Origin of the sequence: Paenibacillus sp. FSL F4-0100 (assembly GCF_037993005.1) — a bacterium.
Classification (GTDB): domain Bacteria; phylum Bacillota; class Bacilli; order Paenibacillales; family Paenibacillaceae; genus Paenibacillus_AQ.
On the sequence record NZ_CP150303.1, the window covers coordinates 5,833,043 to 5,848,881 of the forward strand.

12 protein-coding genes are annotated in these 15,839 nt (G+C 51.0%); 3 read left to right on the forward strand and 9 right to left on the reverse strand.

The features are described 5' to 3' along the window. Nucleotides 1-36: 36 nt before the first annotated feature. From MHH48_RS26405 to MHH48_RS26415, 3 genes are all read right to left on the reverse strand, one after another. Nucleotides 37-1,338 carry a DUF1963 domain-containing protein gene (locus tag MHH48_RS26405; RefSeq protein WP_076324204.1) on the reverse strand — a complete coding sequence of 434 codons (1,302 nt, stop codon included), beginning with the start codon at nt 1,336-1,338 and terminating at the stop codon, nt 37-39. Between the two features lie 404 nt (nt 1,339-1,742). After that, nucleotides 1,743-2,597 (reverse strand): NAD(P)-dependent oxidoreductase, encoded by an 855-nt coding sequence (locus MHH48_RS26410; RefSeq protein WP_076324205.1) that lies wholly within the window; start codon nt 2,595-2,597, stop codon nt 1,743-1,745. A 395-nt stretch (nt 2,598-2,992) separates the two neighbouring features. Further along, nucleotides 2,993-3,175: a GapA-binding peptide SR1P gene (locus MHH48_RS26415; protein ID WP_076324206.1), complete on the reverse strand. Its 183-nt coding sequence runs from the start codon at nt 3,173-3,175 to the stop codon at nt 2,993-2,995. A gap of 545 nt (nt 3,176-3,720) precedes the next feature. On the opposite strand from MHH48_RS26415, the gene MHH48_RS26420 reads away from it, so the two are divergent. Continuing rightward, nucleotides 3,721-4,368, forward strand: a complete 648-nt coding sequence (locus tag MHH48_RS26420) for a transcriptional regulator (RefSeq protein WP_076324207.1) — start codon at nt 3,721-3,723, stop codon at nt 4,366-4,368. Nucleotides 4,369-4,952: 584 nt separating this feature from the next. On the opposite strand, the gene MHH48_RS26425 is transcribed toward MHH48_RS26420, so the two are convergent. The 4 genes from MHH48_RS26425 to MHH48_RS26440 all read right to left on the reverse strand — a co-directional run bounded on the left by MHH48_RS26425 (nt 4,953) and on the right by MHH48_RS26440 (nt 10,775). Further along, nucleotides 4,953-5,564 carry an SRPBCC domain-containing protein gene (locus MHH48_RS26425; RefSeq protein ID WP_076324208.1) on the reverse strand — a complete coding sequence of 204 codons (612 nt, stop codon included), beginning with the start codon at nt 5,562-5,564 and terminating at the stop codon, nt 4,953-4,955. An 83-nt stretch (nt 5,565-5,647) separates the two neighbouring features. Continuing rightward, nucleotides 5,648-6,616 (reverse strand): YafY family protein, encoded by a 969-nt coding sequence (locus MHH48_RS26430; protein ID WP_076324209.1) that lies wholly within the window; start codon nt 6,614-6,616, stop codon nt 5,648-5,650. A gap of 308 nt (nt 6,617-6,924) precedes the next feature. After that, on the reverse strand, nt 6,925-7,848 hold the full coding sequence (locus MHH48_RS26435) for an NAD(P)-dependent alcohol dehydrogenase (RefSeq protein ID WP_076324210.1): 924 nt from the start codon (nt 7,846-7,848) through the stop codon (nt 6,925-6,927). 164 nt (nt 7,849-8,012) lie between these two features. Then, nucleotides 8,013-10,775, reverse strand: coding sequence for a LuxR C-terminal-related transcriptional regulator (locus MHH48_RS26440; protein WP_076324211.1), 2,763 nt, complete (start codon nt 10,773-10,775; stop codon nt 8,013-8,015). Nucleotides 10,776-10,995: 220 nt separating this feature from the next. Between MHH48_RS26440 and MHH48_RS26445 the strand changes: the two genes are divergently transcribed. Together MHH48_RS26445 and MHH48_RS26450 are read left to right on the forward strand one after the other, a co-directional pair. Next, on the forward strand, nt 10,996-11,868 hold the full coding sequence (locus MHH48_RS26445; protein ID WP_076324212.1) for an AraC family transcriptional regulator: 873 nt from the start codon (nt 10,996-10,998) through the stop codon (nt 11,866-11,868). Nucleotides 11,869-12,030: 162 nt separating this feature from the next. Next, the gene (locus MHH48_RS26450; protein WP_256720677.1) at nt 12,031-13,104 is read left to right on the forward strand and encodes a hypothetical protein; all 1,074 of its coding nucleotides are present in this window, start codon (nt 12,031-12,033) and stop codon (nt 13,102-13,104) included. 85 nt (nt 13,105-13,189) lie between these two features. Here the strand turns inward: MHH48_RS26450 and MHH48_RS26455 are convergent, their stop codons facing one another. Beyond that, complete coding sequence (locus MHH48_RS26455) at nt 13,190-14,290, reverse strand: nitronate monooxygenase family protein (RefSeq protein WP_076324214.1); 1,101 nt, start codon at nt 14,288-14,290, stop codon at nt 13,190-13,192. Between the two features lie 288 nt (nt 14,291-14,578). Continuing rightward, nucleotides 14,579-15,838: a tyrosine--tRNA ligase gene (gene tyrS / locus MHH48_RS26460; protein ID WP_076324215.1), complete on the reverse strand. Its 1,260-nt coding sequence runs from the start codon at nt 15,836-15,838 to the stop codon at nt 14,579-14,581. Nucleotide 15,839: the final 1 nt, after the last annotated feature.

A 15,839-nucleotide genomic window follows, 5' to 3' on the forward strand; every position in this document is an offset into this window, starting at 1 on the left:
TTTGGAATCCGTTATTCAAAAATGGCTGGATTCAGCCTATGTTTGTTGGAATAATGTTGCCGTCACTTTGCAGTCCGCGCACAAGAACATATAATAGATGCCTTCCCCGTACTCCTCGATCTGTTCCCAATCCAGCTGCCCGACGAATGTCATGCTTTTGGAACAGCAGGAGCAGGAGGGATATACGGCATCCTGAATCCAAGCCGGATAGCCGCCGATTTGCGAAACCGCCGGACCAAGCGTCCAATAGGCCGCATAATAGCTGTTGCGAGGATGGTCCGCAAGCCGTAAGGACTGCCCCACCGCCGAATAGCTCCTATCATCCTCCTCGGAATCAGGCTCCGGTACATAACCCTGTCTACTATTGACTTGGCTCCATTCGGATTTCCCATGGAAATCTACGTCCATATAGATCGTATCGTAACAGCTGCAGTTCAGGCAGGTGCTCACTCGCAGCCTCTCTCCGGACAACCCCAAGAATTGAAGCTTCGGATGGCTGATGTCCAGATCCGTCAAGGTGGTTAGACTGCTTCCGCACCATGGACAGAGAGTGGAATGCTCCTTCAAAAATTTTGCGGGTTCCGGTTCTGCTACACATGTGCTTTCTGACAGCTCTATTTTTTCTATGGCATAGCTGTCATGGTAGAATAATAGGCGCTTGCTCCCTTTCTCCGTAAGCTCCCATCCCCCCTCATGCGCATAAGCTTCAGGCGGAACGTATAGTTCCTTTGCCCATGATGGAGGCACAGCCCGCCATTCTTGAAATTGGTGCACAACCTGATCATCCCCAATCCAAGCCAGGGCAAGCAGCAGATGGTTGCGGTTATCCTTGTCCTGTTCTACTTGTTGTAGCAGCTTGTCGCGGCTATGGGCAGATGCATCTTTGAACAAAATGCCGGGGTAATAGATACCGCGCTCCATCAACGTTGGGATACAGGATTCAAGCGACTTGTTCTGATAACAGACCAGGGAAACCACAATTTCCTGGCAGGTGTCCTCATCGCCCGCTTCCAGCAGATCAAGGGCAATAGTCAGCATGCGCTCGGCCTCACTTGGTGATAATGCTGAATATACCTCTTCTCTTTTCAGAGGATAGGGAATATATCGAATCAATGGATCCCGCCTCAGCGGGGCATGCATGATCTTAAGGATCTCTACTGGATCTGTAATCCCTTCATATAAGTCGATGTCTCTCCGATTTTGTTCTATGTAACGCTGCTTTTCCTTGCGCTCCATTTCCTGCTTGCACGGCATGCAATAACCGCCGGTCTTGGCCGCGGTTGCCGGTAATATCGTTGCGGAACAGCCTTCGCTTCGACATGGCAGCCGTTCTGTCATGCTAGCCCCTCCTTGTTCTATGGTTAGTCAACTCGGTTCAGTTGGATTCTGGCTCTTATTCTATGGTAAGTCCACTCAGTTTGATCCTGGCTCCTATTCATCCTCATGGCCATAATCTCCTCTATTAACTATAGCTTTCTTTTCATTCCCATATCAACAGGGGCTAAATGAATCATACCACTGGACCGGCAGGTATTTAGATTTCAGCATATTAGGGAGCATGATGATTGGGAGCCCTATAGCGTCTCCATTGGAGTCGTGCACGCTGCTCCCTGTATGCACGGTGCGTGGTCCGGGACATGCTCTATATGCTAATCCTTCCTTTACGGTGTCCATTGTGAATAGCATACTCCTTGTGTACGTACTCTTAACGGTGGAACCGGTTGGCGCATCGCTAAGCGCTCTCATCTCAGCGATTGCGCGAACCCTGTTCGCCACGTGGGGTGCAGCGGATGCCAACCGTACTCCTGCCGGGCTTTGGCGTTGGAAGCACCCCGTTCGCCGCGCTTGCTCCCCGCTTGATATGCTGGAGCAGGCGCTTGCAGCGCCTCGGCATACACCGGTAGCCACACCGTACCTGTAGCAGGCTCGTCATCTACGATATTGACCGGACCCGCCGGCCAGTTCAATGCCTGCAGAGCGGCATTCGCCGCATCCTCGACATGGAGAAATGACATGATGCCATCCGTTGCTGGAAGAGCTCGAGTTCGTACCTTTTCCGCCATTACCCCGTTGGCGTCGTACCACGTGCCAGGGCCATAAAACATACCATACCTTAAAATGACGTGATTCGGCATTTGTGCAACGGCATGTTCCAGCGAGACGATCCCGTCTATCGTGGACTTGCGCAGCGCAGGCGCCTGGACATCCAAGGGGACGTCTTCGGTGGCAGGATGATCTCCGGGCTCATAAGCCCAGGCAATGCTCTGGGCAATCATTCGTTTAACGCCATGGATCTGCGCGGCTTCTACCAGATGACGGGTACCCTCCATTCGAATCCTCGCATTATCCTCCAGATTCCATTGGCTTAGCGAAGTGAGCTGATGGATAACGACATCCGGCCGTATTTCCCCGATCGCGGCTATCATCCCTTCCCGATCAAAAGCATCTGCTATGATCCCCCTTGCTCCCCATGATTCGATCAACCCTTTTCGCTGAGGATGGTGGGTCATGCCTGTAACCTCATGACCAGCTTGCACCAGCTTGGGAAGCAACCGCTGACCGATAACGCCAGTAGAGCCTGCTACGAATATTTTCATAAATGATAACCTCCAGTCTGCTGCATATGAAGTGGATTGGGTATCTCCCCATCAACAATGGGATATTTTCAGTTTGATCTTAGCATGATGGATAGACAGCTATAAGTACCACTTTTCATCAAGTCAACCATGCCATTTCATTCGATTGATAGATTATGACTGACAGGTGGAAAGAGTACGGGGCACTCGCAGTTTGACAGGCGCGACAGGGTGCACTGTGACAAGCGTGAATAGAGTACTCGCTGTACGTGAACAAAGCATTGTAGTTAGACAAGTGCTTAAAGCACTGTTGTTTGACAAGCACGATAGAGTACACAGCAATCGCATGATTCGTTCAACATAAAAACGCACCACATTAAGTGGTACGTTTTTATGGGAACAACCTTCTCCTATCATTACTCTTCGTCTATTACATCACTTACTGATATATGCATACGGCTGTGCAGCTGCTGGCACTCCGGCTGATCGCACACGCTATAAAAAGTAACAATTCGATTCGTATCCACCGTATCGATTTGAGAGTTGCAATGCCTGCACAAGATGACACCCATATTCACCTTTTTAATGGAATTGTTCACGCTTCACTCATCCTCTCTTGGTATCAGATTTGTGTTCGAACTTCCCAGCCATCGTCTTCCTGATTAATTGCAGGACTGAACCTCCCCTTCTCGCTTCAAACTCGTCTGGTTTCGATCCACCTCCAATAATGCATATTTTATAATCATCTTATGTGATTAATGTACATTATAAATAAATAATACACAATATATATTCATGTATTTGTTTAATCGCATCATATATGACGTCATATTTATTTGAACAACATAAAAAACGCTCCCTGTAGTAACAGAAAGCGGTTCAATGACCTAAATTTGCGAAGATCAGGCTTTCAGATCTTTTTAAATCAATTGGCGAACTATATCGCTGTCAAGCATAATATGAAAGCAATACCTTATTGCTAAACCCGCAAAACACGAGTTATACTAGCCATCATAAGGACGTGAAGAACACGCCGCTTCTATGCAAAGTGCCCCAATGAAAGATTGGGTTGCATTGTATGGGGCGGCTTTTTTATGTTCTAGCGCAATCGCATTCCATCTAATACTAAGGGGGAAAATTGAACATGTCACGGTTTGATCAACAATATGAGCTTTGGATGCACACGAATATCCTGAATGAAAGGAATCCCCGCAGGCTCGAAATCCTTCATAAAGGGTTGGGCCACGGCACCGTCGAGTTTCTGCGCTCGGTATGGTTTCCGGCGATCGGTAATTTCAATGACTTGCATCCGGAATGGGAAGTACGCGATTTCGGCAATGGTTATCGTTACTTGGACCTTGCCTATATGCCCGGTGGTGCGAGAGGAGGGATCGAAATCCAAGGATACGGGCCGCATGCCCGTGATCTGGACGTAAGAAGGTTTAAGGATTTATGCCGCCGTCACTGCTTATTGGCACTGGATGGTTGGACATTCCTTCCCATTGCCTACCCCTCCATCGTCGATGAGCCAAAACAGTGCCAGCAGCTCATCTTATCCTTCGTCGGCAGATTTGTGGCATCAGATGTACCTGCGTCCTTAAGTTGGCTGGAGGCAGAAGCTGTCCGATTTGCGCGGCGATTGCTGCGACCGATAACGCCCTTAGAACTCGCTAATCATCTTAGGGTGAGTGACCGGCATACCCGACGCTTATTGCATAAACTGGTCGAGCTCCAGATTCTGGTCATAGCAAGCGGTCAACAACGAGCCCGAACCTATGAACTCCGCTTGTAATGAACTGCAAACACGTGACTATGAAACTCCACTTGTTACAGCAGGACTTACGGGAGCATCCAGCAGTTCTTGCAGATATTGCAATTCTCGCAGTTATTCAGGTAGCCGAGAGACAACTAAACAAACTAAAGGACACCAGATCCGTTATTTCGGAAAAAACAACCACTTTACCCTTACTTCCGGACTCAGAATCCGCTATTCACTTTAAAAACCACGAATTATCGCACTTCCCTATGTAATAGCGGATCTGGTGTCCTCATATAGCCCAAAACCCACCGATCGAGACGAAATAGCGGAACCTCTGTCCTCATAACGTAGCAATAGTCAAACCCAAGACCGCGCATAATAAACATCAACACTTGCAATAGTCAAACCCAAGACCGCGCATAATAAACATCAACACTTGCAACAGTCAAACACGAGACCGTACCTATAACATCTCTAAAATCCGCATGTAATGGCAGTACCTACGTGAGCATGCATCAGTTCTTGCCAGATATCCACCAGACTCATACTGCGGCCTAGTATTCCTCGGGCAACATACCTACCCCTACGGACCCTCAGATCCATATGACTGAATCTCTTCATTTTGGTGCTATAACCTGGCTTTGTAAGGTAGTCAGCATCTCATCCCAATAACGCCTCATGATCTCTCTCATATAAACATCATCCAGCATCTCCTGGTGAATCGCGATGGTTGTTTTTCCGGTATTCGTGGACAACACATAGATTTGCAGCCGGGACGGGTTGTCCCACTCCTTGCGTTTCCAGGTCAAGCGCAGCTTATGGTAAGGTACGACCACGGTAATTTTGCCGGACACGCCTTCCTTTGACTCATACTCATGCCCGACCTGCAGCTCCAGAGAAGGGACATCTCCGATCCATAACGACAGCCCCTCAGAAGACATGAGGAAATCCCAAACTCTCTCTTTCGTCACGGCCATCGTTTTTCTGACCCCGATCTGCACCCCGGCATCTTTGGATACGCCGACCTGCACCCGCCCCATAATCTGCTCATACATGACGGCGATCCACTCGCCCCATTCCCCGGATACCTGATGCTGCTCAACGATATGGTTTCGGATCTGCTCATGTGACCAGAGCGGGCCCACTTCCTGCCCAAGGGCCACAATCCATTCTTCCCAAGAACGTCCCGTTACCTTCATCACTTCTTGTTTAAAAATAGAGCCTGCCATCAGCGTACACTCTCCTCCCTGACGCTATCTGATGAAGTTCATTATATAATACAAACACTGACAAAGAAGGTCAGTGTTTATCTTCAGGATTGATAATATTTTAATAGGGACTCCGCAATGTCGATCATGCCTGATTTCAGTTCATCGGGCCCCATGATTCGAATTTTTCCGCCAAACGACAAAAGGTAGTAGGCAACTTGCGTGTATAACGTATGCTCATCCAGCATGAACACCGCATGCTCCGCCGTACGATCGACGAGGGCTTGACTGAGCAGCCAATGCGAACATAAATCGTCCAAAGCTTGTGGGATTCCTTGGATATGCACGGAAACCAAATGAGGATTGGATTCGGAACCTTGCCCCGATAGCAAGCTGTCCAATACGTACTCCCGCGGGGAAAACGACGCCGGACGGTCAAACGTGTTGTCGGTATGCCGGATATCGCTCATACGGTCGACACGGAAGCAGCGAATTTCACCGCGCAGATGGCAATATCCCACCGCGTACCATTTACTTTTCCAGTGGACGAGTCCATAAGGATTCAGGATACGTGTATGTTCCATACCGTCGTAGCCTGTGGTGTAATCGATCTCGAGACTGGATTGCCGGTCGATCCCCGCCTCGATCTCATGCAGTATCCTGGTGAGCGAAGAAGCTGTAGGAGGATGGATGGCCTCAATACTGTTTTCGCGGCGTTCCAAACGCTCCAGCTGCTCCGGATTCGTATATCGTTTAATTTTGGAAACAGCTCGATGGAGCGGCTCTTCGGAGGGATAGCCCGCTTCCCGTGCGAATGCGGCTGCATGAAGAAGCGCCTTTTGCTCATCGGCCTCGAAAAACAGCGGCTCCAACTTGATATGCTCCGGGATGGAGTAACCTCCATCGCGCCCAATCTCGGATACGACAGGCACGCCGGAAATACACAGCGCATCAATGCACCGATAAATCGTCCGAATATGTACGCCCAGCTCCTCCGACAGTTGTTTAGCGGTCATTCTTCTTCGCGATTTCAGCAGCCATAGCATCGCCAGCATATTATCGGCTTTAGACATTGTGTGCAGCAGCCCTTCCCTTGGAATTCATTTCATTCTTGTGATCACATTATATATCACTTCCATAGAAGGCTCAGAGATTTCTTCCTGCTATCATCCGGATGTTGATCACCGCTCCCCCTCATTCCGATGAGAAAAGCCGACCCTCTGCAGGATCGGCTGGTAAATGAGTACATCGTGTGGCACTGCTCCCTGTACCCGCACGGTGCGTGATCCGGGGCATACTTGGATGGCTGTCAATATCCTTGAATGATGCCTTGCTTCATCTGCTGTCATAATCATGCCCCGCTGTGAATGATGACTTTTCCTCAATGATCATGGCCCACCGTGATGACAACGCTGCCCCTCTTGCGTCCTTCATCCACGTATCGATGCGCCTCGGCCATTTGCTCTAATACATACCTTCTGTCGATGACCGGCCTGATCTTCCCTTTTCCCAGCAGCTCCACAAGCAATCTCAGATCCTCCATCAGCACCTTGGCCACACCTTGTCCTTCAACGGTTACATAGCTCTCGCCCTGGGTGAGCAAATGCTTGCATCTGGATTTCGGCAGTTTACCGACCGCATCCAGAATGATGTCGTATCGCGCTCCGCTTGTCGTAAAATCCTCTTTTGTATAATCAATGACCCGATCGGCTCCGAGCGACCTCACCAGCCCCACATTCGCGGTACTGCAAACGCCGGTAACCTCTGCTCCATAATGTTGCTTGGCAAGCTGTACAGCTAAAGTCCCCACCGCACCGGACGCTCCATAAATCAGAACCTTGTGCCCTTGCCGGATATTCCCTTTTCTTAGAAAATGCAGGGCCGTCGTTCCTCCGAAAGATACGGCGGCGGCATCGTCATAAGTCACATGATCGGGCTTTAACAGCAATAACGCGTCTTCGCGCATGCAGATATACTGGGCATACGTGCCGAATCGCATTCCCCTGAATGCCAAGACCTGATCGCCTACCTTGAATCGCGTAACATCCTTTCCTATCGCTTCTACTTCCCCTGCCAGCTCCACCCCGAGTATCGGTTGTCTTGGCTTTCTCAGACCCAGCACCAGCCGCATGGGAATCCTGTACAAAAGAGGACTGCGAAATCCCCGTACTCGGCAATCCCCCGAATTAACGGTGGTTGCGTAAATTTTGATCCGAATTTCGCGATCCTTAGGGATCGGCTTCTCTACCTCTTGCAGCTTTAAAACATCCGGCGCTCCATAAGCGGTACATACCATTGCTTTCATGGGTTTCCTCCAAACTCGCATTTGCAATCAGTATATCTGCCGTCAGGTACCGGGCCATAGATACTTAAGTATGGTTTTCTTATGAACAGCAGTATGGTTTTCTCATGAACAGCGATATTTGAAGGGAGATCGCTATGGATGAATAGCGATTCTGTGATCGTCGCCTACAGTAAACCCAGCTCGCGCGCACGCGCTACAGCTTCGGTACGGCGCGTGGCCTGAAGTTTATCGAAAATCATCCGGTTATGCCCTTTCACGGTGCTGAGCGTAACAAAAAGCCTCTCGCTAATCTGACGATTAGATAGCCCCTCGGCAATGAGACGGAGAACCTCCAATTCCCGCCGGCTTAGCGGCTCAATCAGGGACTCCGCAGGCTGAACAAACCCTGGAACGAATACTGATGTAACACCACTTTCGAGTCTTTCAGCATCAAATGCATGCAGCAGCCGCTCCAGATAGTCGTGCATCGGTTTCTTTATAGCTTCTCTTAACAGCTGCTTCTGCTTCGATTTGTCTACGGCTTCCCTAAATAGCTTCTGCATCGGTTTGCTCACAGTTGCTGCGCTTAGTAACTCCTGCATCGGTTGCCCTCCATCGATAAACAACCGGATGAAACCGCCCGGCTCGCTCATCCCCAGCACATCGGCAACAATCTGTGCGGCTTTCAGCTTCTCACCGTGGGCTTGAAGGGCCAAAGCCTGCAGCACCTTCACTTTGAGCTGTTCGTCCACCCATTCCTTAACTTCCATATCCGTCCGCAGTTGTTCGAGCATCACCAGCGCTGCCGCCGTATCCCCCTGTGCGAGCAGCACTCTGGCTAGGCTTAGCTTGAGCTCAAACTTCTGGGCAAGCTGCAACGCTGAACTGGCATTCCCTTGCTGCAGCAGGGCAAGCACCTGTGCCTCGGCAATATGGGGTAGCTGATGCGTGAAATGATGCTGACGGGCGAAGTGATCCGCCTTGTCTAACATGGCAGTCGCTTCGCTCACCGCTCCCCGTGAAAGCTTCAGCCTTGCGAGAAATACCTCGCAAGCCACGCCCCTGTCTATATGCTCGAACTGCCCTGCCAAGTGGAGGGCCTGCTGCCCATGCTGTTCCGCGGCATCCAGATCATTCCACTCACTGCATATTCGGGCTAGGCCCAGATGCGCTTCGCACGCTGCCGGCAGCGGAGGATCACCTGCTAAATCCAGAACGCGCCGATACGTCTCGGCCGCTGCATATAACAGATTCTCCGCCTCCTGAATCATTCCGAGTCCGAGCGTCGCCATCATGTTGATCATGATGTGCCCAATCTTCTGACTGATGGTTACGGCTTCCCGATAAGCCTTGCCAGCCGCGGCCCGCTCCCCCTGCAGCTGGTAGGCGTATCCCAGCGTCCATATCGTCGCTGTGCGCACGGGCAGATTATGCGGACTCAAGAATTCCAAGGCCCGGCGCGATTCCGCCATGATGGTTTCCGGCTGATGTTTGCTGACAGCAAGGGTGGCACGTATAGAGGCGATATGCCCTATAAGATCCCGGGTATAATCGTCCTCCGCAGCTTGCAGATAGATTTCGGCGGCTTGAAGTTTAGGTTCGATACCGGTCATTTGACCGACCATTAACATGGCGGAAGCATGCATGAGCTGCAGCGCGGGCCTTGCATCCATTTCTTCCTTAGGCAAGGAATCCAGCCAATGGAGCACAGGTCCTATTGCTCCACGGAAGATCAAAGGTATCCCCTCCCCTTCAATGAGGCGTGCGGCGCGATCCACATCCTGAGCGGCAATCGCATGTTGAAAAGCTTCCAGCAGAAGAGCTTGACGTTCATGCCATTCGCTGGCACGACGATGCAATTCGGACACGTCCCTCTCTCCGCCAGCCGCAGAAGCACCCGTTCGGGTTAGACGCTGCCGAAGCGCATCCGAGAACAGGTGGTGATATCGGTACCAGCGCCTCTCCTTGTCCAGCGGAACGATGAACAGGTTGACGCGCTCCAGATACTCCAGGGTTTCTTGACCGGAGATGGTGTTCTTCGGAGCATCACGGTCTTCGCTACGAAGAATATATTCACACAATGGACCACACAGCCGGTCAAGAATGGAGGTATTTAGCAAAAAATCCTGAGTACCCTCAGGCTGCTGCTGCAGCACTTCTTCAACCAGATAGTCCAGTACGTCACGGTGCTTGCCGCCGAAGGATCGGATGAAGGTGGCGGCATCTTGCTGGCCCTGCATGGACAGCGCCGCTAATTGCAGGCCGGCAATCCAGCCCTCCGTGCGGGATTCGAGAAGCGCCGCATCCTCTGCTGACAAATCCAGTCCCATGGAGCGGCACAGGAATTCAGAGGTTTCAGCAGATGTGAAGCGCAAGTCTGATGTCCGCACTTCCGTCAACTGGTCCCGGGCACGCAGCCGGGCCAAGGGCAGTTTAGGATCCTGGCGGCTGGCGATAACCACATGCATCTGCGGCGGCATGTGCTCAATGAGAAAGCCAAGAGCGCTGTCTATCGGTTTGGAATCAATTACGTGGTAATCATCAAGAACCAGAATGAAACGGTCCCCCATGGTCGCAATGTGATTAAGGATGGCCGTGACGATGGCTTCGACCGACAGAGGAAGTGGGGATGGAGCTTGGAGTTTGCTTATGATGCCCTCTGCGATATCAACCCCGACGGTTTGCAGGGCAGCCACAAGATAAGCCAGAAATCTTGCTGGCTCACGATCCCCCTCCTCCAAAGACAGCCAGGCGACGGGCAGTCGTGAGTCTTTGATCCATTGGCTGAGCAGCGTAGTTTTACCGCTGCCTGCAGAGGCGGAAATCGTAGTCAGCTTGCGTTGCAATCGCAGCCCCTCGTTCAAACGCTCGATCAAGCGGGGGCGAAGAACAGCCCTCGACCGGGGAGAAGGTATATACAGTTTCGTAGACAAAATAGGCGTGGACATCATAACCCCCGTTATGCCGTCATAGCAGCATTTTTTAACATATATATTATGATAAAGTGTTCGACAGCCTCCCGGTTTTCCCTCTTGTGCGCGATATTCGCTCGCTGCAGTCAAACGCAGAAGCAAGATTTGAAGGGTTAGGCATACGATGTATGCGAAATGCTTGAAGCCCTGTAATTGAACCCATCATCCCCATCATTCATGCATAAGGAGGTTCCAGATGAAAATTCACCATTCGATTCCCTGGCGTGACAATCTGTATCTGTTCAACTATCGAAGCGTACATACAGAGCCGGTGGAATATTTTCATTATCACGAAGGGTTGGAGATCCTGTACATTCATGAAGGCGCCGGAAGATATATCGTCAATAATCAAACGCACTCGCTGAAGCCCGGCACCTTGGTATTGATTAAACCTTTTCAAATTCACCATATTCAAGTCATCGTACCGCCGAATTACATTCGCAGCCTGCTGAAAATCAAAGCCTCTGTCATCGAGCGCTTCCTCACCGCACTCCCGCAGCTGACAACCGCTGTTTCACAATTGCTGGAGCATCCGTGGTCCAATCAGGTGTTTCATCTGTCGTCCAAGGATGCCTTATTTTTGGAAAATCAGTTTTTGCAGTTGCATGAGATGCTGGCCAGCGTTCCGCGAAAGGTCCAGAAGGAAGTTGTCGCCCTGTTTTTATTTCATTTCTTCACCTACTTCAATAGCCATATTTACCCGCCGGATCGCAGCGGGGGCTTCAAGTATCATACTGTGGCTGATTCGATCGAGCCTGTCGGCGCCATGGTAAGGTGGATCGGCAAGCACTATCATCTATCCTTCACGATTAACGAAATAGCTGCGGAACTTCATTTCTCCCCCAGTTATTTGTCCAAGCTGTTCAAAGACCAGATGGGCATGACCATCATCGAATATACGAACAACAAGCGAATGGAGGAAGCCAGAACGCTTCTTGGCTTGCCTTCTCTGACAATCGAAGAGGTCAGTAAACAGACCGGATTCAAATACCCCTCGTATTTTATCGCCATGTTCAAAAAAAAGTACGGCATGACGCCTCTCCAGTATCGAATGCAGACGAAATTATGATATTTTCAAGCAGCAATGTGGTATGGGGATTGGATTATAATTAGAGCGCTAAACAATGAATCTGATCCCCGTTAAGTGAGGTGATGTGTTTCGCACAGAAAGAACATAAGGCAACAAATGCGACTGTACGATGAATAGTGTCCAAAATAGCGAGGAGGTTTCATGATGATCAAGCCATCATTCAAGTTTGGCATGGTATCCTTATTTTGTTTCATGCTTGTATTCGCATTCTACCCTGGTCATATTGTAAAGGCGGCAACCAAAACGGTCCCGGCCGGTGACGTTGCGACGCTGCGGAGCTACTTAGCCAGTGCGAATCCCGGCGACATTATCGAAGTGTCCGGGACCTACTCGGTGTCGGATGGAACCATTGCAACCTCCAGGAGCGGATCGTCAGGCAATTACATCACGATTCGCGGCACGGGCGGCGGGGCTACATTTCATTTCACCGCATCGGCGGGAAATGCCGCATTCCATATCAAAAACAACTATTATAAGTTGGAGAATGTGACGATTAACTCCAATGCCAAATCGAACAAAGGCCTTCTGATCGAAGCCTCACATGGCTACGTTACCAACGTAACGGTCAAAAATACGACCGCAGAAGCGTTCAAGATCCGGAAAAACAGCCAATACTGGCTTGTCTCGAACAGTACCGCACAAAGTGCGGGGCAAGGTGGAAAATTCGGCGAGGGCTTCTATGTGGGGGATGCCGATCAGAACTGGACCACACTGCCGAATCCGGATCGAAGCGGTTATATTACATTCCTGAACTGCAGCGCCATACAAACCAAAAACGACGGCTTTGATTTCAAAGAGGGCACGCATCATATCAAAGTGATCGGCAGCACGGTTGACTTTCAGAATACGGTTCCGGAATCAACCGTGGGCAACAACGGAATATTCATGCGGGCCAATGATGTACAGATTATCAACACCACGGTCAAAAACAATGCAGCCACGGGCCAGGCGTTCAGAACAAGCAAAACCACGGCCTCGGACGGAGTGTCCTACGGAAGCAATTTGGAGCTTAAGAACGTAACCGCATCCAATATGTCGGGAGCGATGATTTACACGAACTATACTTCGAACAAATTATATACCGACTATACAATGACCGGGGTTGCCGGGGGACTCTACGCTTCCGGATCCAAAACAGCGACGTCTTCCAATCCGTCCTCCTTCGTGGAGATGACGTGGAGCGGCGAAGGCGGAGATACTTACGGCGGTTTCTAGCTAAAAGCTTTGCAGGCCACCTCAAGGTTTTTCCTTAGGTGGCCTGCTGCTTCATGTTTTCCTAAACGTATAGCATAATCCGCTCTCATTTTAAATGATCGGATTCACGAAACGGGCAGATCAACAGCGCTTCCCGGATCGTCTCGGCAACAATATCCGCTGCCGTTTGTCCCGAAGTCAGCCCTCTTGTGCCTTGCCCCGCCCACAATGACATATACTCCGGATTATCTTGGCGATTAGCCGCGTTTCGTATGTCACGGGTCACCGTATTCTGCGTAGGAAAGGGCAGCGGCTCTACGCCGCTCTCGTCCCATTGCCTGATGAATGCATTGCGGATGCCCCTTGCAGGCCGGCCCGAGAACGCTTTGGTGATCACCGTGCTCTCTTCCGTACTCCGAAGCAGCGCTTGTTTGTAAACCTCATGCGCACCCGATTCAACCGCGGTCAGGAATCGCGTCCCCATCTGAACGCCTTGGGCTCCAAGAACAAGCGAAGCCGCGAGTCCGCGTCCATCCATCACGCCTCCGGCGGCAATCACGGGAATCTTGACGCGATCCACGATTTGCGGTACCAAGGCAAACGTTCCGATTTGGGCACCCATCGGGTGCTCCGAAATGTCAAACGTTCCACGGTGTCCGCCCGCTTCGCTGCCTTGGGCAACGACGGCATCACACCCTGCCTGCTCAGCCAATATGGCTTCACGAACCGTGGTTGCCATCGCAACAACCAGAAGCTTAGCCGCTTTCGCTTGCTGCATATGAGGCTCATCCAGAATCCCGAATGCCGTACTGATGACGGGCACCTTCTCTTCGATCAGAACCGCGAATTGCTGCTCGAACCAATCCGGGGTTGTTACGTGATCCTTGCCCGCATGAGGAATGCCAAGGTCATCCCGCATCCGGTTTAGCTCCTGTTGAACCTCTCCAATTCGCTCATGGCGATCCGGGGCTCGTGTCGTAAACAGGTTGACGGCAAAAGGCTGATCCGTCCGCTTGCGGATCTCCTGAATGCTGTGACGAATGGCAGCCGGCTCCATATAAGCCGCACCCAGCGTGCCGAGTCCGCCTGCGTTGGATACGGCGGCGACCAGTTCAACTGTCGTCGGTCCCCCGGCCATTCCTGCCAGAAAGAGCGGATAGCGGATTTGGAACCGTTGGCACAGCTCAGTCTGCAGTTGAATGTTCATGATATAATCTACCTCCTTTAACACTACAGATATTATCCTATTATATAGAAGGAAACTTCCAATAAAAGAAAAACGTCGATCGACGTACTTTTCCAGAAGACAGACTGCATATAAGACGTACTCTCTACAGCAGATGTTTTTCTTGCGAGATCAGGAGGGGGGAGCATCGGGAGTTTATACTTTCTTATCTCTAAAAAAAAGCCGCTAAGCACCTTGAAACGTGTTTAGCGGCTTTTTACGGGTTCTTTCGTCCGGGGATACTCTTCCCCCTGATGGTTACACCGTCTTCTAGGACATTTTCACCAAGCTGTAGTTTTTCTTTCCTTTGCGAATGATGATGAACCGGCCGCCGATCGCTTGGTCGGCTGTCACCTCGTGACCGACGTCGCTGATACGCTCGCCGTTCATCGAGATGGCGCCTTTGGTGATATCCTCGCGAGCTTGCCGCTTGGAAGGCTCGATGCCCAGATCCACAAGCCAGTCCACGATATTCTTCGTTTCCGGCGTGGCTTCGAATGTCGGCATCTCCTTGAAGCCCTGCTCGATCTCATCGGCCGTAAGGGATTTAATATCGCCGCTGAACAAAGCTGCCGTAATGCGCTTGGCCTGCTCCAGCATCTCCTCGCCGTGCACGAATCTCGTCATTTCCTCAGCCAGCATTTTTTGTGCTTCGCGTTTATGCGGCTCGCTCTGCACCTTTTCGGCCAGCTCGTCAATTTGCTCTTTGGTCAAGAACGTGAAGTACTTCAGGTATTTCACGACGTCGCGATCGTCGGTGTTCGCCCAGAACTGGTAGAACTCGAATGGCGTTGTTTTGTTCGGGTCGAGCCAGATCGCGCCGCCGGCCGTTTTGCCGAATTTCGTGCCGTCGGCCTTCAGCATGAGCGGAATGGTCAGGCCGAATGCTTTTGCCTCTGGTCCTTCCTTCTTCCGGATCAGGTCGAGGCCGCTTGTAATGTTGCCCCATTGGTCCGATCCCCCAATTTGCAGCTGTACGTCTTCATGCTGGTACAGATGCAAGTAGTCAACCGACTGCAGGATTTGGTAAGAGAATTCCGTGAATGAAATCCCGCTGTCAAGCCGGCTCGCAACCACGTCTTTCGCCAGCATCGAGTTAATGCTGAAGTTTTTCCCGTAATCGCGCAGGAATTCGATAATGTTGATTTTATGCGTCCAGTCGTAGTTGTTAACCATGCGGATCTGATTGTCGCCCTCCGTCACGAAGAGCTTTTTCATTTGTCCGGTCAACGCATCAACGTTAGCCTGAACCTGCTCCAGCGTCTGCAGCGAGCGCTCGGTTTGACGTCCGCTTGGATCGCCGATGGTGCCGGTTGCGCCCCCGATCAGAATGACCGGACGATGGCCCGCAAGCTGGAACCGTTTGAGCATGATGAAGGGAATCAGGTGACCGATATGCATGCTGTCGCCCGTTGGATCTACGCCGCAGTACAGCGAGATTGATTTTTCATTCGTAAGCTTCCGGAGGCCTTCGGCATCCGTCTGTTGGTTGATCGCATCGCGCCATTCTAGTTCGTCGATAATATTCACA

Coding starts and splice junctions, on each gene's coding strand:
- MHH48_RS26450 (WP_256720677.1), top strand. CDS start 12,031: ATGATGATCAAGCCATCATTCAAGTTTGGCATGGTATCCTTATTTTGT.
- MHH48_RS26430 (WP_076324209.1), bottom strand. CDS start 6,616: ATGTCTAAAGCCGATAATATGCTGGCGATGCTATGGCTGCTGAAATCG.
- MHH48_RS26425 (WP_076324208.1), bottom strand. CDS start 5,564: ATGGCAGGCTCTATTTTTAAACAAGAAGTGATGAAGGTAACGGGACGT.
- MHH48_RS26420 (WP_076324207.1), top strand. CDS start 3,721: ATGTCACGGTTTGATCAACAATATGAGCTTTGGATGCACACGAATATC.
- MHH48_RS26405 (WP_076324204.1), bottom strand. CDS start 1,338: ATGACAGAACGGCTGCCATGTCGAAGCGAAGGCTGTTCCGCAACGATA.
- MHH48_RS26435 (WP_076324210.1), bottom strand. CDS start 7,848: ATGAAAGCAATGGTATGTACCGCTTATGGAGCGCCGGATGTTTTAAAG.
- MHH48_RS26410 (WP_076324205.1), bottom strand. CDS start 2,597: ATGAAAATATTCGTAGCAGGCTCTACTGGCGTTATCGGTCAGCGGTTG.
- MHH48_RS26440 (WP_076324211.1), bottom strand. CDS start 10,775: ATGTCCACGCCTATTTTGTCTACGAAACTGTATATACCTTCTCCCCGG.
- MHH48_RS26445 (WP_076324212.1), top strand. CDS start 10,996: ATGAAAATTCACCATTCGATTCCCTGGCGTGACAATCTGTATCTGTTC.
- MHH48_RS26455 (WP_076324214.1), bottom strand. CDS start 14,290: ATGAACATTCAACTGCAGACTGAGCTGTGCCAACGGTTCCAAATCCGC.